Origin of the sequence: Agromyces mediolanus (assembly GCF_023715325.1) — a bacterium.
Taxonomy (GTDB): domain Bacteria; phylum Actinomycetota; class Actinomycetes; order Actinomycetales; family Microbacteriaceae; genus Agromyces; species Agromyces mediolanus_A.
Genome location: NZ_JAMBNX010000010.1, coordinates 88454 through 106581 on the forward strand (window position 1 = coordinate 88454; position 18128 = coordinate 106581).

The 18128-nt window shown below is 74.6% G+C and carries 16 protein-coding genes; 8 read left to right on the top strand and 8 right to left on the bottom strand.

What is annotated here, in order from left to right; all coding sequences use genetic code 11:
• Positions 1-34 precede the first annotated feature (34 nt).
• Positions 35-1711 carry an ATP-binding cassette domain-containing protein gene (locus M3147_RS16205; protein WP_251204451.1) on the top strand — a complete coding sequence of 559 codons (1677 nt, stop codon included), beginning with the start codon at positions 35-37 and terminating at the stop codon, positions 1709-1711.
• Between the two features lie 88 nt (positions 1712-1799).
• On the opposite strand, the gene M3147_RS16210 is transcribed toward M3147_RS16205, so the two are convergent.
• The 4 genes from M3147_RS16210 to speB all read right to left on the bottom strand — a co-directional run bounded on the left by M3147_RS16210 (position 1800) and on the right by speB (position 5484).
• Positions 1800-2411, bottom strand: a complete 612-nt coding sequence (locus tag M3147_RS16210; protein ID WP_251204452.1) for a cyclase family protein — start codon at positions 2409-2411, stop codon at positions 1800-1802.
• A 25-nt stretch (positions 2412-2436) separates the two neighbouring features.
• Entirely contained in the window at positions 2437-3948 is a 1512-nt protein-coding gene (locus tag M3147_RS16215; RefSeq protein ID WP_251204453.1) for a purine-cytosine permease family protein, read from the bottom strand.
• A gap of 86 nt (positions 3949-4034) precedes the next feature.
• On the bottom strand, positions 4035-4436 hold the full coding sequence (locus tag M3147_RS16220) for a nuclear transport factor 2 family protein (RefSeq protein ID WP_251204454.1): 402 nt from the start codon (positions 4434-4436) through the stop codon (positions 4035-4037).
• 49 nt (positions 4437-4485) lie between these two features.
• Positions 4486-5484, bottom strand: coding sequence for an agmatinase (speB, locus tag M3147_RS16225; RefSeq protein WP_251204455.1), 999 nt, complete (start codon positions 5482-5484; stop codon positions 4486-4488).
• Between the two features lie 157 nt (positions 5485-5641).
• Here speB and M3147_RS16230 point away from each other — a divergent pair, with 157 nt between their 5' ends.
• Positions 5642-6229 (top strand): helix-turn-helix domain-containing protein, encoded by a 588-nt coding sequence (locus tag M3147_RS16230; RefSeq protein WP_251204456.1) that lies wholly within the window; start codon positions 5642-5644, stop codon positions 6227-6229.
• Between the two features lie 348 nt (positions 6230-6577).
• Positions 6578-8056 carry an HNH endonuclease signature motif containing protein gene (locus tag M3147_RS16235; RefSeq protein WP_251204457.1) on the top strand — a complete coding sequence of 493 codons (1479 nt, stop codon included), beginning with the start codon at positions 6578-6580 and terminating at the stop codon, positions 8054-8056.
• Between the two features lie 35 nt (positions 8057-8091).
• Here the strand turns inward: M3147_RS16235 and M3147_RS16240 are convergent, their stop codons facing one another.
• The 3 genes from M3147_RS16240 to M3147_RS16250 form a co-directional block, all read right to left on the bottom strand.
• Entirely contained in the window at positions 8092-8724 is a 633-nt protein-coding gene (locus M3147_RS16240) for a GyrI-like domain-containing protein (protein WP_251204458.1), read from the bottom strand.
• Positions 8724-9113 carry a hypothetical protein gene (locus M3147_RS16245; protein WP_251204459.1) on the bottom strand — a complete coding sequence of 130 codons (390 nt, stop codon included), beginning with the start codon at positions 9111-9113 and terminating at the stop codon, positions 8724-8726. Before M3147_RS16245 ends, M3147_RS16240 begins: the two co-directional genes overlap by 1 nt.
• Before the next feature lie 65 nt (positions 9114-9178).
• The gene (locus tag M3147_RS16250) at positions 9179-9808 is read right to left on the bottom strand and encodes a helix-turn-helix domain-containing protein (protein WP_251204460.1); all 630 of its coding nucleotides are present in this window, start codon (positions 9806-9808) and stop codon (positions 9179-9181) included.
• A 78-nt stretch (positions 9809-9886) separates the two neighbouring features.
• Between M3147_RS16250 and M3147_RS16255 the strand changes: the two genes are divergently transcribed.
• Both M3147_RS16255 and M3147_RS16260 read left to right on the top strand, forming a co-directional pair.
• The gene (locus tag M3147_RS16255; RefSeq protein WP_251204461.1) at positions 9887-10915 is read left to right on the top strand and encodes an NAD(P)/FAD-dependent oxidoreductase; all 1029 of its coding nucleotides are present in this window, start codon (positions 9887-9889) and stop codon (positions 10913-10915) included.
• Entirely contained in the window at positions 10900-12057 is a 1158-nt protein-coding gene (locus tag M3147_RS16260) for an FAD-dependent oxidoreductase (protein WP_251204462.1), read from the top strand. The genes M3147_RS16255 and M3147_RS16260 overlap by 16 nt, the downstream gene beginning before the upstream one ends.
• An 86-nt stretch (positions 12058-12143) precedes the next feature.
• On the opposite strand, the gene M3147_RS16265 is transcribed toward M3147_RS16260, so the two are convergent.
• Positions 12144-13022, bottom strand: a complete 879-nt coding sequence (locus M3147_RS16265; protein ID WP_251204463.1) for a PfkB family carbohydrate kinase — start codon at positions 13020-13022, stop codon at positions 12144-12146.
• Positions 13023-13184: 162 nt separating this feature from the next.
• On the opposite strand from M3147_RS16265, the gene M3147_RS16270 reads away from it, so the two are divergent.
• The 3 genes from M3147_RS16270 to M3147_RS16280 all read left to right on the top strand — a co-directional run bounded on the left by M3147_RS16270 (position 13185) and on the right by M3147_RS16280 (position 17209).
• Positions 13185-14219: a LacI family DNA-binding transcriptional regulator gene (locus tag M3147_RS16270; RefSeq protein WP_251204464.1), complete on the top strand. Its 1035-nt coding sequence runs from the start codon at positions 13185-13187 to the stop codon at positions 14217-14219.
• A 169-nt stretch (positions 14220-14388) separates the two neighbouring features.
• A complete protein-coding gene (locus M3147_RS16275; protein ID WP_251204465.1) occupies positions 14389-15654 on the top strand; it encodes an ROK family transcriptional regulator in 1266 nt (421 codons plus the stop codon).
• A gap of 79 nt (positions 15655-15733) precedes the next feature.
• Positions 15734-17209 carry a M81 family metallopeptidase gene (locus M3147_RS16280; RefSeq protein ID WP_251204466.1) on the top strand — a complete coding sequence of 492 codons (1476 nt, stop codon included), beginning with the start codon at positions 15734-15736 and terminating at the stop codon, positions 17207-17209.
• The last annotated feature ends 919 nt before the right edge of the window (positions 17210-18128 follow it).

Genomic DNA, 18128 nt, shown 5'->3' on the forward strand with positions numbered 1-18128 from the left:
GCGCCGATCGACGGATCGAGATTGCGAGTCGTTCATGACCGCCCGAATCCATCTCTCCCTCCGCGGCGCGAGCCTGCGCTTCGCGGAGCACCTCGTGCTCGACCGGGTCGACCTCGAGCTCGGCGCCGGCGAGCGCATCGCGCTCGTCGGCGACAACGGCGCGGGGAAGACGACACTGCTGCGCCTCATCGCGGGCGAGCTCCAGCCCGACGCCGGCGAGCGCGTGCTCGTCGCCCCCGGCGGAGTGAGTGCGCTCGAGCAGTCGCTCGAGCTCCCCGACCACGCCACGGTCGCCGACGCGGTCGATGCCTGCTGGCGGGAGCTGCGCGAGCTCGAGCGCGAGCTGGCCGAGGCCGGTGCGGCGCTCGCCGGGCCCGACGGTGCCGGCCTCCGCGGAGCCGAGCTCGAGGCCGCCCTCGCCCGCTACGCCGCGATCGCCGACCGCTCCGATGCCCGCGACGGCTACGGCGCCCCGGCGCGGCTCGCGGCCGGGCTCACCGCGCTCGGCGTCGGCGGCATCGACCGTTCGCGCGCCTGGCACCGGCTCTCCGGCGGAGAGCGCGCGCGGATCGTGCTCGCCGCGGCGCTCGCCTCGAACGCGGAGCTGCTGCTGCTCGACGAACCCACGAACGACCTCGACGACGGCGCCTGGGAGTGGCTCGTGGCCGCGCTCGCCCGGCACCGCGGCACGGTCGTCGCCGCCTCGCACGACCGCGCCTTCCTGGATCGCTGGACGAGCGCGATCTGGGAGGTCGCCGACCGCGGCGTAACGCGCTACGGCGACGGCTACGCCGGCTACCTCGCGGCGAAGGCCGCCGAGCGGGAGCGGCAGCGCCTCGCGCACGAGGCCTGGCTCGCCGAGCGGGACCGGCACCTCGCCCTGCTCGACGCGAACGCGGGGCGGCTGGCGGCGATCCCCCGCAAGCTCGACAAGCCGGGGATGGGGGCGGGGGCGTTCCGAGCCCGCGGCCGTGACCACGGCGCCATGGGTCGCATCCGCAACGCGAAGGAGCGGCTCGCCCGCCTCGCGGCCGAGCCGGTCGCCGCGCCGGCCGAGCCGCTCCGGTTCACGGCGGGCGCGCTGCGGGCGGACCCCTCGACGGGAGCGGTCCGGGCCGGCGATGCTCCGGCCGGGCCGATCCTCCGGATCACCGGCCTCGCACCGCTCGGCGAGCTCGTGCCGGAGATCGAGCTCGGCTCCGGCGGACGCCTGCTCGTCACCGGCCCGAACGGCGCCGGCAAGACGACGCTGCTGCGCACGATCGCGGGCGAGCTCCCGGCCGGCGGCGGCGAGGTGATCCGGAACGGCACCGTCGGCTGGCTGCGCCAGCAGGCCGGCCGGATCGCCGAGCCCGGGCGGACGGTGGTCGAGGCGTACGCGGCGGGCCTCCGCGAAGGCCTGGATGCCGCGGCGGAGCGACTCGCCGAGCTCGGTCTGTTCCACGAGTCGGAGCTCGGCCGCCCGATCGGCGGGCTGTCGTACGGGCAGCGGCGGCGGCTCGAGCTGGCCCTCCTGGCGAGCCGTGAGGTCGAGCTGCTGCTCCTCGACGAGCCGACGAACCACCTCGCGCCGCTCCTCGTCGACGAGCTCGAGGCGGCGGTCGCCGGCTTCGCGGGCGCGGTCGTGCTCGTCACGCACGATCGGCGGCTGCGCGAGCGGTTCCGGGGCGAGCGGCTCGAGCTCGGCGCGCACGCCGTGCGGGCCGGGTGAGCCGGCGCGGGCGAAGCGAGCCGACGCGGGGAGCGACCCGGCGCGGGCGAAGCGAGCCGGCGCGGGGCGCGCACCCGGGCGCCCCGGTTCAGTCGAAGGCGACCGCGCGCACAGGCGCCCCGTCGAGATCCACGCGGAGCGGGAAGAACCCGACGCGCACCCGCTCCGGCAGCCCGCCGAGCCCGCAGAGGTTCTCGACGATGAGCCGGTCGTCGCCGAGCACCACCTCGTGCACCGGGAACGCGGCCGCGGCGGACTCGCCCGAGCTCGGGTCGGGGCTCAACGTGTCCACGGCGAGGACGTGCAGGCCGCGGCGCACGAGTTCGGCCGCGGCGGCCGGGTCGAGCGCCGGGTGGTCGAGCGCCTCGTCGGTGTCGAAGCGTTCGGCCCAGCCCGTGTCGAGGATCACGATCGGCGGCACGCGTTCGGGCAGCGTGCCCCCGAGCGCCCGCTCGAGCTCGGGGAGGCCGTAGCGCTGACCCGCGACGAGGCCGTCGAGGTGCACGACGAGTGCGTCGCCGACGAGCTCGTCGAGGCCGATGCCGCCTGTCGTCCGGCCGCCGGCGACGGTGTGCGACGGCGCGTCGAGGTGGGTGCCGGTGTGCGAGCCGAGGTGCAGCCGGGCGACGTCGACGCCGTCACGGTCGAGGTGGAGCGCCGGCTCGATCACGACCTCGGGGTCGCCCGGGTAGACGCGCATGCCCGAGCCGATCGGGCGACTGAGCTCACGCATCGCGGCCGGGCCCGGTTCCGCTCGAGGCATCCGCGTCCGCCGCCGCTTTCGCGCGCCGCCTCGCCTCGAGGGCGCGCTCGGCGTCGCCGAGCACCGCCTCGTCCATCGCCTGGATGCCGCTCGTGTCGGCCTGCACGAGCGCGTCGGCGAGATGCACGCTCGCCTCGCGGCGGGTGCGCGCCCGCTCGGGGAGCATCGCGAGCAGGTAGATCGTGAACGTCACCGCGAACGCGGGGATCGTCGCCCCGACCGGGCTCGGCCAGACGTACACCCAGAGGTACGACGCCGTCGCCCCCGCCGCCCAGGCGCCGACCGCGATCCAGTTCACCCCGCCGAGGTACCAGTAGCGGCCGCCGCGGCGGCGCAGCAGCTCGGCCGTGTAGCTCGCGCGTTTCACGAGGTAGTAGTCGACGATCATGATCGCGAACACCGGCACGAAGAACGCGCCGATCACGATGAGGAAGTTCGTGAACTGGTCGAGCAGGGCGAGCCAGGTCGCGCCGGTGATGGAGATCGCGCCGACGACGAGCGCCGTCGGCAGGAAGCGCAGCTTCACCCGACCCGCCGCGGCGTGCACGATCGAGGTGGTCATGCCGTAGACGACCATCGAGTTCGTCGCCATCACCGAGACGAAGATGACGATCGCGATCGGCGCGCCGAACGCCGCCACGAGCACGCTCGGGTCGAAGGCGAGCGGCTCGCCGCCGCTCAGGATGACGTAGCCGATGGCGGTCGCGCCGAGCGTCATCGCGATCACCGTCGAGAGGGTGTAGCCGAGACCGGCACCGAGGAAGCCGGCTCGGCTCGTCGCGGCCAGCCGGTTGAAGTCGGCCGAGAGCACCGTCCAGCTCACCGCGGTCGCGACGACGATGTCGAGCACGATCGCGGGGGTCTGCCCGAGCGAGGGATCGGCGGGGATCGCGAGGTAGTCGCCGGGCGCGAAGCTCGTGAAGGCGATGAAGAAGATCCACGCGATGATCGCGAGCATCAGCACGGCGAGCCAGGGCTCGACCTTCGCGATGCCCTCGTGGCCGAAGATCGCCAGGATGACGACGATCGTCTGGCACAGCACCGAGAAGAGGATCGGGTTCGAGAAGCCGGTGAGGCTCGACACGAGCGCGTCGACGGTGACGCCCGCGAGCATCGCCTGCACCCAGCTCCAGCCCATCAGGATGACGAGGTTCGCCGCCATCGGCAGGAACCCGCCGCGCGTGCCGAAGGCGCCGCGGGCGAGCGCCATCGTCGGCAGGCCCGTGCGGGTGCCGATGTTCCCGATCAGGGTGAGCACGACCGCGCCGGCGATCGTGCCCGCGACGATCATCGTGATCGCGGTGCCGTACTCGACGCCCGGCACGAACAGGGTGCCGGTGAGCAGCGTCGTCACGACGAGGTTCGCGGCGAGCCAGATCATGCCGATGCGGGGCGTGGACAGGGTGCCGCGGACCGGCCCCGAGGTGTCGGACTGCGCCGCGAGGCGGCGGTCGAGGCGGCGATACAGCGACATTGCGTGCTCCTGGGGCTGGGGGATGAAGCGGGTGGGGCGGGCCGGCCGAGTCGGCCGGGGACGCGGATCCGGTCGGGCGGGCCGGATCAGTCGGCGGATGCCGCGGAGAGGTGCTCGTGCACGGCGAGCAGCTGCTCGCCGTCGACGCGGAAGACGATGGTCTCCCGCTCGCGGTACGCGTCCTCGCCCTCACCCGTGTCGACGCGGGTCGCGACGTCGTGGCTGAACACGGCGCCGCCCGGGTACGCCTGCACGAGGCGCGCGGTCGAACGGCAGTCGAGGACGCGCCATCCGCCCTCGACCCAGTCCTGCCAGAGCGCCTCGTACGCGGCGCGGTCGTCGAGCCTCGCCGCCTCCGTGTGGAAGAGGAAGCTGGCGTCCGGGGCGAAACCGGCGAAGTAGCGCTCACCGTCGGTCGCGGTGAAGGCGTCGATGATCGCGTCGGCGGCGGCGAGCACCTCCGCGGTGCTCGGGGTGCGGGTGGTCATCGGGGGCTCCTTCGATCCGGGTGAAGCGGGTATGGCGGGGCCGGGCAGCTCAGCCGCGCGGCGCCATCGCGCTGATGAGTTCGTACGCGACGTGCGAGGCGGCGACCGCGGTGAGCTGGGCGTGATCGTAGGCGGGGGCGACCTCGACGACGTCGGCGCCGACGATGCGCTGGTCGGCGAGGGCGCGGATGATGCGGAGCAGCTCCCGGCTCGTCAGCCCGCCGGCCTCCGGGGTGCCGGTGCCGGGCGCGTGCGCCGGGTCGAGCACGTCGATGTCGATCGAGATGTAGAGGGGCTTGCCGCCGATCCGGGCACGGATCCGCTCGATCGCCGCTTCGACGCCGCGCTCCTCGATGTCCTCGCTCGTGACGATCGCGAAGCCGAGCCGGGCGTCGTCGCTCAGGTCCTCGACGCCGTAGAGCGGCCCGCGGGTGCCGACGTGCATGCTCGCGGTGAGGTCGATGAGCCCCTCCTCCGAGGCGCGGCGGAACGGGGTGCCGTGCGTGATCGGGGCGCCGAAGTAGGTGTCCCAGGTGTCGAGGTGGGCGTCGAAGTGCAGCACCGCGACCGGGCCGTGCTTCGCCGTGACGGCGCGGAGCAGCGGCAGCGCGATCGTGTGGTCGCCGCCGATGACGACGAGGCGGTCGGCGTGCTCGGCGAGCGCGCGGGCGCCGGTCTCGACGTCGGCGACGGCCTCGTCGATGCTGAACGGGTTCACCGCGAGGTCGCCCGCGTCGGCGACCTGCTGCACGGCGAAGGGCTCGACGCCCTGCGCCGGGTTGAAGGGGCGGAGCAGGCGCGAGGCCTCGCGCACGTGCGCCGGACCGAAGCGCGCCCCCGGCCGGTAGCTCACGCCGCTGTCGAAGGGCACGCCGACGACGGCGATGTCCGCGTGCTCGACGTCCTCGAGGCGCGGCAGGCGAGCGAAGGTGGCGATGCCCGCGAAACGCGGCACCCGGCTCGCGTCGACCGGGCCGATCGGCCGCGGGCGCTCGTGCTGCTGCTGGTCGGGCACGTCACTGGGGTGCAGAGCGCCATTGGGTTGCATATTAGTAAACCTTTGATATTCTGGATGAAACTTGCGGGCAATGCTACGGCGTGAGATGCGGTGACGCAACCATGCGGCCGCGGCATCCGTCCGCCTGGCGCTTCGGCCGGTCGGGCCGGCCGAGGCATCCGCGATCCGAACCGAGCGAAGGAGCCGCATGCGCCGCGCCGTCCCACCTGGCCCCAGCTCCTCACCGCTCGCGATCGGTGCGCACCTGCGCAACGCCCGCACGGCGCAGGGGCTCACCCTCGCCCAGCTCGCCGAGGCGAGCGGACTGACGAAGGGCTTCCTCAGCCGTCTCGAACGCGACGAGACCTCCCCCTCCGTCGCCACCCTGCTGCAGCTCTGCCAGGTGCTCTCCCTGCCGATCGGTTCACTCTTCGCCGAGCCCGAGATCCAGGTCGTGGGCTACGACGACGCGCCCCGGGTGAACTTCGGCGGCACCCACGTGACCGAGCGGCTCATGTCGCCGCGCAGCGAGTCCCGCGTGCAGCTGCTGCGCTCCGAGATGGCGCCCGGGGCATCCGGGGGCGGCGAGCTCTACACGATCTCGAGCGACGTGGAGGTGCTGCACGTGCTGTCGGGCGCGCTGACGGTGCGCTTCGTCGACCGCGACGTCGAACTCGCCACGGGCGACGCGCTCACCTTCCCGGGCCGCGAACCCCACAGTTGGACCGCCGATCCCGAGCTCGGCGCCGAGGTCATGTGGGTCATCGTGCCCGCCCCGTGGAGCGGCACGAGCTAGGCACCCTCGACCTCGGGCCGCACGCGCGGGGCTCGCGGCGAGCTGGCCGGCTCGCGGCCCGCTCGTCGGCCGGCTCGTCGGCCGACGCGTCGGTCAGCGCGTCGGCCGACTCGTTGGTCAGCTCGTCGGCCGACGCGATGTCGATCACCGAGCTCGCCGCCGAGCTCGGCGAGCCGTCGGAGTGGCGGCCTCCTCCGCTGCCCTCGACGGTCGTCTCAGTACGCTCGCCGTGCGCAGCACGGGGCCGAGCCGCGGGGAGCATCCGCTCACAATCGGCACGCCGACCGACCTTTCCACACTCGAACAGCGGTTCGAGGCTCACCGCCGCGATCGGCCTAGCGTCGAAGCATGGAACCTCCCGACCAACCGAGCCTCCAGCCGGCTGCGCTCGCCGCACTCACGGCGCGTCTCGCCGCCCTCGGCTCGGCGTGGGAGGGCGGAACCCTGCTGAGCGCCCGGGGCCGGTCCCCGCGCGACACCGGCGCCGTCGATGCGCGCGCGCTGAGTGACGACGGGCTCATCCGGGTGCTCGGGGCGGTCGCCGACCTCGCGCGAGCGGCCGACGCGCTCGGCAGCGCCTGCGCGGCCGAACTCGCGTCGCGGTGCACCGGTGTCCCGGGCGACGACCCGGCGCGTGATCGCGGCTACCCGAATCCCGCCCGGCTCGTCGCCGAGACGACACGCACTCGCGCTCGCACCGCGCACGCCCTGATCACCGTCGGGGCGGCGACCGCCGAGCGCGGCTCGCTGACGGGCGAGCCGCTGCCGCCGCGGTTCGCACACCTCGCCGCTGGCCTCGCGCTCACGACCGTCGGGCTCGAGGCCGCGGAGACCATCCGGCGCTTCCTCGAACGCGTCGCACCTCGCGTCGCCGCTCCCGCCCTCGAGGCCGCCGAGCGATTCCTCGTCGAACAGGCCGGCGAGGTCGGTCCCGAACGGCTGACACAGCTCACCGCGCTCCTCGAAGCCCGGCTCGACCCCGATGGCGTACGGCCGCGCGAAGACGAGCTGCGCGCACGGCGGGGGCTCCGCATCTGGGAAGACGCGGCGGGCATGGTCAACATTCGCGGCGCACTCGATCCGGTGAACGGGGCCTCGCTGAAGGCGGCCGTCGACGGGCTCGTCGGCGCCGAGCTGCACCGGGCGCGCGACGCCGGGCACGGGCACGGGCACGGGCACGGGCACGGGCACGGGCACGGGCACGACGATGCCCGCACCGCCGAGCACCGCACCATCGCCCAGCTGAACGCCGACGCGCTCGCCGATCTCGCGCGGCACGCGCTCGGCTGCGCTTCGGTTCCCACGCTCCGCCAGACGACCGTGGTGGTGCGCGCCGATGCCGAGGCGCTCCTCGCCGAGCGCGGGCACGGCACGATCGACGGGCTCGAACAGCCGATCTCGATCGCGAGCGTCCGGGCCCTCATCACCGCCGCGGGCGTCGCGCCGCTCTTCGTCGGCGGCGACGGCGAGCCGCTGGAGCTCGGTCGCTCGGCGCGCCTGTTCAGCCCGGCCCAGAAGCTCGCGCTGGCCGATCGCGACGGCGGATGCGCCTGGCCTCGCTGCTCGCGACCACCGTCGCACACCGAGGCGCACCATCTTGCCTGGTGGCACCGCGACGAGGGCCGCACCGATGTCGACAACGGCATCCTGCTCTGCAGCCACCATCACCACCGCGTCCACGACGACGGCTGGCGCATCGTCGTCCGCGAGCGCGAGCGCTGGTTCATCCCGCCGCCGCACGTCGACCCGCACGGCACTCCGATCGCCGCCAACACCTCGACCGATCGACGCATGCGGCTGCTCGCGCGCGATCTGGCGGCGGCGTGACTCGCGGCGGCGGCACTCGCGGCGCCGGCCCGGTGTCAGACCGGGCGCACCGGTTGGCGGAGCACCGTGCGGAGCTTCTCCGGGGCGGTGCGCCGTGCATCGCTCAGATAGATCTCGTGGTGATCGCCCGCGAACGTCAAGCCGTGCTCGGGCATGAACTCGTCGTGCAGCCGCGCGAGCGTCGGCCCTTCGTCGTCGTACGAGCCGAGGTGCATGGTCTGCACGCAGCGCCCCTCGTGCAGCCGTCGCAGCTCGAGCGCCCCGATCGCACCGCCCAGCTCGGCCGGCGCCTTCTGGAGGGCGCGCTCGCGGGCGACCGCGAGGTGCCCGTCGTCGAGCCAATCCGGCTGCACGATCAACATCGTCCAGCTCCATGCCGCTTTGTCGCGACTGAGGAAGCTCGCCGGATCGTCGGCCCGCCACAGCCCCTCGAGCGGCGCGACCACGAAGTCTCGGCCGAGCTCCCGCTTGCTCAGGAACTTGAGCGGGTAGGCCACCGAGTAGAGGGCCTGCACCGCGGCGGAGTACGCGGGGACGGTGTTCGGGTCGCCGTGGCCGTCGATCGCGAGCACCTGCATCGGCGGCACCTCGACGAGCTCGAAGCGCCCCGCACCCGGCGCGTACAGCGATCGGAATTCGCGTTTGACGTCGTACTTCCGCTCGGCCATCAGAACGCCGAGAGCAGGGCGCTCTGCATGAGCGTGGCGACGAGCGTCGCGAGGGCGCCGCCGCCGAGCGCGAGGCCCGCCCCGGCGCGCGCCCGCCCCGGCCCCCGCCGCACGAGCACGATGAGCCCCGTCGCCACCGCCACGATGGCGCACATCGCGACGAGCACCCCCTGCGCGAGGTGGACGACGTTCAGCAGGGTGACGAGGTCGGCCGATCCGTCGGTGGTCGAGTAGATGAGCGGCAGCACGAGCTGCACGGCCACCTGCAACGCCACGATGACGAGCCCCGCGACGAGCGACACCACGGCGAGCGCGGCCGACTGCTCCGGCTGCGGCTGCGGCTGCTGGGACTGGTACTGCGGCGGCACGGTCGGGTCGTTGGCGCTCATGGGCCTCATGATGCCGCATCCACCACCCCCTGGTCGAGGGGCAGGACTCCCCATCGCCACCCGGGCTACGCCTCGACGGTCCGCAGGTGCACCCGCTCGCCCTGCGCGCTCAGCAGGTTCAGCACCTCGGCCGGCTCCAGCGAGGCGCTCACCATGCCGTGCGGCACACGGGTGTCGAACTCGGCCGCCTCGCCCGGCTCCAGCACGAGCTCCTCGTCGCCGAGGGCGAGCCGCACCCGGCCGCTCAGCACGTAGATCCAGTCGTACCCGCCGTGGGTGCGTTGCGGCACGGCCGACTCGGGCGGATGGCCCGGCAGCACCATCTTGTACGCGTGCAGACCGGGGGTGTCACGGGTCAGCGGGATGATCGCCTTCCCGTCGCGGTAGAAGGGTTTCGGCCGTACCCGCGGGTCGGCGATCTGCGGGGCGCCGACGAGGTCGTCGAGGCTCACCCGGTAGGCGGTCGCGAGCCGCATCAACAGGTCCAGCGTCGGCCGGCGGCCGCCCGACTCGAGGCGCGACAGCGTGCTCACCGAGATCCCGGTGCGCTCGGAGAGCTCGGCGAGCGTCGCCTCACGGCGCTGGCGGAGCGCCCGCAGCCGCGGCGCCACGGCGTCGAGCGAGCGCTCGAGCTCTTCACCGGCCGGTTCCGTCGATGCGTCCGCCGCTCGTTCCGGCTCCCACTCGTGCGCCATCCCCGCCTCCCGTCGCCACGTTTGCCGCTTCGGCAAACCAGCTTGCCACATGCATCCGCCCGCCGCAGGATCGGGAGCATGGAGAACCGCACCCCGCCCCAGTACGACGTCGTCATCGTCGGCGGCGGCCCCGCCGGCCTGAGCGCCGCCCTCATGCTCGGCCGCTCGCGTCGCCGCGTGCTCGTCGTCGACGAGGGCCGCCCCCGCAACCGCTTCGCGGGCCACATGCACGGCGTGCTGGGCCGCGACCACACCTCCCCGCTCGAGCTGCTCGCCGAGGGCCGCCGCGAGCTCGGCCGCTACGACGGCGTCGAGCTTCGCGAGGGCTCCGTGGTCGGCGCGGCGCCCACGCCCACGCCTACAGCCACAGCCACCGCCACCGCCACAGCCGAGACCGGGACCGAGCCCACGGGCTTCCGCGTCGAGCTCGACGACGGCGCGACGGTCACCGCCCGCCGCCTGCTCGTCACGAGCGGCCTCCGTGACGAGCTGCCCGCCGTCCCGGGACTCGCCGAGCTCTGGGGCCGGGGCGTCTTCGTCTGCCCCTACTGCGACGGCTGGGAGGTGCGCGACGGGCGCATCGCCGTGCTCGCCGGCGAGCAGCCGAATCCGCACCAGGCGCAGCTCATGCGCCAGCTCTCCGACGAGGTCGTCTTCCTCACCGGCGGCCGTCCGATCGACGAGACCACCCGGTCCGGCCTCCTCGCCCGCGGCATCCGAATCGAGGAGCGCCCGCTCGCGCGCGTGGCGAGCGATGCCGACGGCGAGCTCGTCGCCCTGGAGCTCGCCGACGGTGAGGCGGTCCCGGTGGACGCGCTCTTCGTCGCGCCCGGCCCGGCGCCGCTCGACGGGCTCCTCCGGTCGTTGGGAGCCGAGCACACCGAGCACCCGATGGGCGGCTCCTTCGTGGTCGTCGACGCGATGGGGCGCACGAACGTGCCGGGACTCTGGGCGGCCGGCAACGTCACGGACCCGCGTTCCTCGGTGCCGTTCGCGATGGCGGGCGGCAACTTCACGGGCGCGGCGATGAACGCCGCCCTGGTGGAGGAGGAGATCGCGGCGGCGCTCGCGGCGCGCGAGAGGATGGAGGCATGGACCTCATCGTGATCGGCGCGGGCGCCTGGGGGCTCCCCGCCGCGGCCGAGCTCGCCGAACGCGGCCACCGGGTGACCCTCGTCGACCGCTACGGGCCGGGCAATCCGTTCTCGTCCTCGCACGGCCCGACCCGGATCTGGCGGCTGGCCGACCCCGACCCGGCGAAGATCCGGATGACGGCGGCGAGCCTCGCCGCGATGGAGCGCCTCTCGGCGATCGCCGGCGAGCCGGTCTTCCTCCGCCGCGGCCTCGTCTGGCGCGACGAGGCCGTGGCCCTCGACCCCTTCGAGCATTCCCTCGCCGAACAGGGGGTCGCGTTCGAGCGGCTGCCGGCCGGGCGCGTGGGCGACCGCTTCCCCGGTCTCGTCCCCGACGGACGCGACGCGCTCTGGACGTCGGAGGCGGGCCCGGTGCTCGCCGAGACCTCCCTCTCGGCCCAGCGCCGACGCTTCGAGCGGGCGGGCGGCGAGCTCCTCATCGGCCACGCCGTCGGCCTCGACGAGACGCCGGGCGGCGGGCAGCGGGTGCGCCTCGCCGACGGCCGGGCGCTCGAGGCGGAGCTCGTCGTCGTCGCCCCAGGCCCGGGCGCGCCCCCGCTCGTCGCGGAGCTCGGGCTCGATGTGCCGCTCCGCCCGCACCTCGAGCAGGTCGTCCATGTCGCGGACCCCGGGGTGCCGAGCGACGAGCTGCCCGACCTCATCGACCTCGCCGCCGACGGTCGGCCGACGCTCTACGCCATGGCGACGCCGGGCACGGGGTACAAGCTCGGCCTCGACGCGCCGCTCCGCGAGGTGGTGTGGGGCGAGGACGAGGACCGCGAGCCGGATGCCGCGCGCACCGCGGTCCTGCTCGACTACGCGCGCCGGGCGCTCGGCATGCGCGGCGCCGCGGTGGTCGATGCCAAGGTCTGCAGCTGGACGGACTCGCCCGACGGGCGCTTCGTCATCGGCTCAGCGCGGCCGGGCGTCGTGCTCGCCTGCGGCGACTCGGGCGAGGGCTTCAAGTTCTCGGCGCTCATGGGGCTCGTGCTCGCGGACCTCGCCGAGGGGCGCGCTCCGGCGCTCGACCTGGAGCCGTTCCGGCTCGACCGTTTCAGCCGGGCGGATGCCTCGGGCCTCGACGCTCCCACCTCGCTCGGCACCACGACGCCCTGACCGCACCCCGACGTCGCGCGAACGGCGCCGGGCAGGGCCGATCGCGAGCACTTCTCGCGACGTCGGCGGCCCGGGGCAGACGTCCGTCAGCCGGCGATCGGGGGCCGTGCACCCTCCCAGCCGACGGCGGCGGCTCCCGCGGCGGCCGCGGCTCCGGCGGCATCGCGGAGGGACGCCCCGAGGGCGAGCGCCGCGGCGAGGGCTCCCGCGAAGGCATCGCCCGCGCCGGTGGTGTCGACGACCCGGTCCACGCGCACAGCGGGGACGGCGTCGACGCCGGACTCGTCCGCGACGAGGCATCCCGCAGAGCCGAGCGTGACGACCACCGAGCGTGCGCCGGCCGCCTCGCGGAGGGCGAGCGCGGCGTCGGCCGGGGTCCCGGTGGCCGACGCGCCGCCGAGGAGCTCGGCGGCCTCGTGCTCGTTCACGATGAGCGGATCGGCGCCGCGCGGCACCTCGTCGAGCGAGGCCGGGGCGGGCGCGGCGTTGAAGGCGAAGCGGGCACCGATCGCCCCGGCGAGCGCGGCAGCTTCGGCGACGACGGACGCCGGGATCTCGGCCTGCGCGAGCACGACCGCGGCGCGAGTGGCGCCGGGAGCGAGCTCGACGCGCACGTGCGAGTTCGCCCCGGCGTCGACGATGATGGCGTTCTCGCCGTCCTCGGAGACCTGGATGAACGCGGTGCCGGTGGTGACGCCGGGGACGGTGCGGAGCTCGGCGACGTCGATGCCGAGGGCGGTGAGCTCGGCGCGCAGCGTCCGCCCGGACTCGTCGTCGCCGACCGCCCCGACGAACGCGACCCGGGCGCCGGCCCGGGCCACCGCGGCCGCTTGGTTCGCCCCCTTGCCGCCCCCGGAGACCTGCACGCCGTCGGCGAGGATCGTCTCGCCGGGCCGCACGTGCCGGCGCACGGCGATCATGCGGTCTTCGTTGACGGATCCGACCACGAGGACGTCCGTGTCCATGGGGCACTCCTTCTCTGCGGCTCGTCTGAGCCCGGTTCGGCAGCTCGAGATCTTGCGACGATCTACACGAGTAGATCCGCCTCGATCGTAGGGATAGCATGGCCGGGACGCAAGCCGTCGGGCACCGGCCCTGCGGCCCGGGACCCGGCACGAGGAGGCGCGATGCACCCGCACGGCGCCGCCCCGCGCGCCGCGACGCGCAACGACGTCGCGCGACTCGCGGGCGTCAGCAGCGCCGTCGTCAGCTACGTGCTGAACGACGGGCCCCGGCCCGTCGCCGAGCCGACCCGGGCCCGCGTGCTCGCCGCGATCGCCGAGCTCGGCTACCGGCCGAACGCGGCGGCCCGCGCGCTCCGCCTCCGCCGCACCGGCACGCTCGCCCTGCTCGTGCCCGACATCGGCAACCCGTTCTTCGCCGAGCTCGCGAAGGCCGTGCAGACCGCGGCGTTCGGCCGCGGCTACGCCGTCACCTACGGCGACACCGAGTACGACCCCGAGCGGGAACGCGCGCAGCTCGCCGCCCTCGCCGAGCGGCAGCCCGACGGCATCCTCGTCATCGGCGGGACCCCCGGCCTGCTCGCCCCGCTCCTCGAAGCCGGCCTGCCCGTGGTGACGCTCGACCGCAGCGGGGCGCCCGGCAGCCCGGCGGACGCGCCCGAAGTCCCGAGCGTCGGGATCGACGACGAGGCCGCCGCGCGCGCCGGCATCCGCCACCTCCAGCAGCACGGCCACGAGCGGATCGCGCTCATCGCCGGCCCGCACGACTCCCCCGCCGCCCGGGCCCGACGACGCGCCTGGACCGAGCTCGTCGCGCCGGCGATCGGCGCGGGCGCGCTCGACGCGCTCGTCGCGACGGCCGAGTACCGTCGCGAGGGCGGCTACCGGGCCGCGCTGGAGCTCCTCGACCGCGGCGGCGCCCCGAGCGCGGTCTTCGTCAGCGCCGATGTGCAGGCGATCGGCGCGCTGCGGGCGTTCGCCGAGCGGGGGGTGCGTGTCCCCCACGAGCTCGCGGTGCTCTCCTTCGACGGCACGAGCGAGGCGGAGTTCACGTCCCCGCCGCTCTCGGTGATCCACCAGCCGCTCGACGCGATCGCCGAGGCGGCACTCGGCCTGCTGCTCGACGGCGCCACCCCCGGGCACGTCGTCGTCCCGCACCGGCTCCTCGCCCGCGCCTCATGCGGGCCGCACCACGGCTGAGCCGCCGTCGCCGATCCGACCGGCGCCACGCCGGGTACGGGTCATCCGCCGTCGCATCGCCCGCGCCGGTGCGGCGGATGGTTAGAGTAAGCGCCGAGGCGAGACTTCTGTTCGACTTCGGGGGAACAGCATCGATTCTCGGACCAATCGTCTCGGAGAGAGGTGCAGCGTGGCCACGACGAGCAGCGCGACGGCGGGGGAACTCTTCCGGCTCATCCACACGGGTCGCGCGGACTCGCGCGCCGAACTCGCCCGACTCACCGGGCTCAGCGCCTCGACGGTGGCGATGCGCGTCGACGAGCTGATCGCGCACGGCTACCTCGAGGAGGCCGGCCGCGGCGAGTCCACCGGGGGCCGCCGCCCGCGGCTGCTCGCGGTCCGCGAGGGCGGCTCCGTCATCGCCGCCGCCGACCTCGGCGAGCGGCACGTCACGCTCGTGCTGATGAACCGCCGCGGCGAGATCGTCGCCGACGCGGTCGAGCCCATCACGCTGCGCGACGAGCCGGCCGCCGTGATCGAGGCGGTCTGGTCCGCCGCGCAGACGCTCGCCGCCGGCCTCTCCCCCGCCCCCGGGATCGAAGGCATCGCGATGAGCCTGCCCGGACCGGTCGACTCGCGCGACGGGCGCCTGCTCGCGCCGATGCGGATGCCGGGCTGGAACGGCCTCGTCGTCGGCGAGATGCTCGGCCGCGCCACCGGGCTGCCGACGCACGTCGACAACGATGCGAACGCCATGGCCGTCGGCGAGTTCGTCGAGCGCGGCCAGATCGTGAACGAGCTCGTCTTCGTGAAGGCGGGCAGCGGCATCGGCTGCGGCATCATCGCGGGCGGTGAGCTGTACCGCGGCTACCGCGGCGTCGCGGGCGACATCAGCCACGTCGCGCTCGCGGGCGCCCCGCCCGTCGTCTGCTCGTGCGGGCGCGTCGGCTGCCTCGACGTCGTCGCGAGCGGCACGGCGATCGTCGACGCGCTGCGCAGCACCGGGGTCGAGGTCGAGCACCTCGACGACGTGCTGCGCCTGGCTCGGGACGCCCAGCCGCGGGCCACGGCCCTCCTCCGGGAGGCCGGCCAGCGCACGGGCGAGGTGCTCGCGACGATCATCAACTTCTACAACCCTCAGCTGCTCGCCCTCGGCGGGCAGCTCTCGACCGCCGACGCCTTCGTCGCCGGGGTGCGCCAGGCGATCTACACGCTCTGCCTGCCGATGTCGACGGACCTGCTCGAGATCGGCGTCAGCGCGGCCGGCCCGCTCGCGGGCGCGCGCGGCGTGGGCAGCTCGCTGCTCGCCCGGCTGCTGGAGCCGGCGCGGATCGACGACGCGATCGCCGCGGCCGTCGCCGAGGGCGTGGCTGAGGGCCGCCCGGGCCCCGGCCCTGGCTCTGGCCCCGGCCCCGGCCCCGGCCCCGGCCCCGGCCCCGGGGCATCCACGCAGTAAATCCATGGATCGAAGGAAGTTGCCGGACTTCCGAGAAGTTGGGTCCGGGTTCACTCGACCCGTGTTCTAAGCTGGCCGCATGACCCAGCGCCCCCGCATCGCGATCGCCGGCATGGCGATCGAGTCCAGCACCTTCTCCCCCCACCGCGCCGGCGCGCGCGACTTCCAGCGCGCCGAAGGCGACGAGCTGGTCCAGCGCTATGCCTCGCTCCGCGACGGCACGCTGACGGATGCCGCGGACTGGCTTCCCGTGTACTACGCCCGCTCCATCCCGGGCGGGGCGGTGCTCCGCGAGGTCTACGACGACATCAAGGGCCGCATCCTCGACGGCCTCCGCGCCCTCATGGCCGACGGCGGGCTCGACGGCCTGTTCTTCGACATCCACGGCGCCATGAGCGTCGACGGCCTCGACGACGCCGAGGGCGACCTCATCACCGCGATCCGCGACGTCATCGGCGCCGACGTCATGGTCTCCGCCTCGATGGACCTGCACGGCAACGTGTCCGACGCCCTCGTCTCGCAGGTGGACCTGATCACCTGCTACCGGCTCGCCCCGCACGAGGACACCTGGGAGACCCGCGACCGGGCCATCCGCAACCTCGTCGAGACCCTCCGCGACGGCCGCACCCCGCGCCGCGCGCACGTGACCGTGCCGATCCTGCTGCCGGGCGAGAAGACCTCCACCCGCGTGGAGCCCGCGAAGAGCCTCTACGCCCGCATCGACGAGGTCGAGCAGCGCCCCGGCATCATCGACGCCGCCATCTGGATCGGCTACGCCTGGGCCGACGAGCCCCGCTGCCACGGCGTCGTCGTGGTCACCGGCGACGACGACGCGGCGATCACCGCCGCGGCCGAGGAGCTCGGCCGCGCGTTCTGGGACGTGCGCGACGAGTTCGAGTTCGTCGGCCCGCCCGGGACCCTCCCCGAGGGCGTCGACGCCGGCCTCGCCGCGAGCGACACCCCCTACTTCATCAGCGACTCGGGCGACAACCCGGGCGCGGGCGGCACCGGCGACGTGACGTGGACGCTCGCGCAGCTGCTGCAGGACGAGCGGCTCACCGCCGAGGGCGCCCCCACCGTGCTCGTCGGCTCGATCTTCGACCACGAGGCGCTCGCCGAGCTCCGGGGGAAGACCGTCGGCGAGCCCGTCACCGTCACCGCGGGCGCGCGCGTCGACCACGGCCCGCACGGCCCGGTCACGATCACGGGCGTGCTGCACTCGCTGCACGAGGGGGACCCCGACGCGGGCGGCGTCGCCGTGATCCGCGTCGGCGGGCTGCACGCGATCATCACCGAGTACCGCAAGGCGTACCACGACATCGCCGACTTCACCGCGATCGGGCTCGACCCCTTCGCGGCGCAGATCGTCGTGACGAAGATCGGCTACCTCGAGCCGACCCTCTACGACGCGCAACGCGGGTGGACGCTCGCGCTCACGCCGGGCGGCGTCGACCAGGACCTCGGCCGGCTCGGGCACCACCGCATCCAGCGGCCGATGTTCCCGTTCGACACGTTCGAGACCGAGCCCGCGCTCACGGCTCGCCTGTTCGGGTAGCGGAGGCGGGGCGGCGGATGCCCCGCGAGCGCCACTTCAGCGTCCTCGGCGGGCGAATGCTCACGGGCACCCCGTCGCTCGCGCGCTCGCGCCACTTCAGCGCCGTTGCGCCACCACAAGTGGCGCACGGCGGCGGAAGTGGCGCAGGCGCCCGGGAATCGAGCCCGAGCCGGACGGCGGATGCCCCGAGAGCGCCACTTCGGCATCCTCGGCGGGCGAATGCCCACGGGCACCCGGTCACTCGCGCGCGAGCGCCACTTCAGCGCCGTTGCGCCACCACAAGTGGCGCGCGGCGGCGGAACTGGCGCAGGCGCCCGGGAATCGCGCCCGAGCCGGACGGCGGATGCCCCGAGAGCGCCACTCCGGCATCCTCGGCGGGCGAATGCCCACGGGCACCCGGTCGCTCGCGCGCTCGCGCCACTTCAGCGCCGTTGCGCCACCACAAGAGGCGCGCGGCGGCGGAAGTGGCGCAGGCGCCCGGGAATCGGGCCCGAGCCGGACGGCGGATGCCCCGCGAGCGCCACTTCGGCGCTGGGGCGCCTGGCCCGCCGGGCCGGAAGGAGACCCGGCCCGTGGCGGTGGAAGTGGCGCGTGCCGCCGGAAGTAGCGCATGGAGGCTGAAGTGGCGCATGCCGGCGGAAGTGGCGCATGGAGGCTGAAGTGGCGCGTATGCGCGGGAACGGGCCCCACAGACCGCAGAAGGTGCCTCGCGAGCGCCACTTTGACGGCATTGCGCCAGCAGAAGTGGCGCAATGCGGCAGAAGTGGCGCGGACGCGCAGCGCCACCCAGCGACGGACGACCGCAGACATCCAGCACCGCCCAGCGGCCACCGCAGACATCCAGCGCCGCCCCGCGCCACCGCAGACGCTCAGCACGCACAGACACCGCACGCACGCACACCGCGCCGCCCACGCGCCG

Coding starts and splice junctions, on each gene's coding strand:
- M3147_RS16205 (WP_251204451.1), top strand. CDS start 35: ATGACCGCCCGAATCCATCTCTCCCTCCGCGGCGCGAGCCTGCGCTTC.
- M3147_RS16210 (WP_251204452.1), bottom strand. CDS start 2,411: ATGCGCGTCTACCCGGGCGACCCCGAGGTCGTGATCGAGCCGGCGCTC.
- M3147_RS16215 (WP_251204453.1), bottom strand. CDS start 3,948: ATGTCGCTGTATCGCCGCCTCGACCGCCGCCTCGCGGCGCAGTCCGAC.
- M3147_RS16220 (WP_251204454.1), bottom strand. CDS start 4,436: ATGACCACCCGCACCCCGAGCACCGCGGAGGTGCTCGCCGCCGCCGAC.
- speB (WP_251204455.1), bottom strand. CDS start 5,484: ATGCAACCCAATGGCGCTCTGCACCCCAGTGACGTGCCCGACCAGCAG.
- M3147_RS16230 (WP_251204456.1), top strand. CDS start 5,642: ATGCGCCGCGCCGTCCCACCTGGCCCCAGCTCCTCACCGCTCGCGATC.
- M3147_RS16235 (WP_251204457.1), top strand. CDS start 6,578: ATGGAACCTCCCGACCAACCGAGCCTCCAGCCGGCTGCGCTCGCCGCA.
- M3147_RS16240 (WP_251204458.1), bottom strand. CDS start 8,724: ATGGCCGAGCGGAAGTACGACGTCAAACGCGAATTCCGATCGCTGTAC.
- M3147_RS16245 (WP_251204459.1), bottom strand. CDS start 9,113: ATGAGCGCCAACGACCCGACCGTGCCGCCGCAGTACCAGTCCCAGCAG.
- M3147_RS16250 (WP_251204460.1), bottom strand. CDS start 9,808: ATGGCGCACGAGTGGGAGCCGGAACGAGCGGCGGACGCATCGACGGAA.
- M3147_RS16255 (WP_251204461.1), top strand. CDS start 9,887: ATGGAGAACCGCACCCCGCCCCAGTACGACGTCGTCATCGTCGGCGGC.
- M3147_RS16260 (WP_251204462.1), top strand. CDS start 10,900: ATGGACCTCATCGTGATCGGCGCGGGCGCCTGGGGGCTCCCCGCCGCG.
- M3147_RS16265 (WP_251204463.1), bottom strand. CDS start 13,022: ATGGACACGGACGTCCTCGTGGTCGGATCCGTCAACGAAGACCGCATG.
- M3147_RS16270 (WP_251204464.1), top strand. CDS start 13,185: ATGCACCCGCACGGCGCCGCCCCGCGCGCCGCGACGCGCAACGACGTC.
- M3147_RS16280 (WP_251204466.1), top strand. CDS start 15,734: ATGACCCAGCGCCCCCGCATCGCGATCGCCGGCATGGCGATCGAGTCC.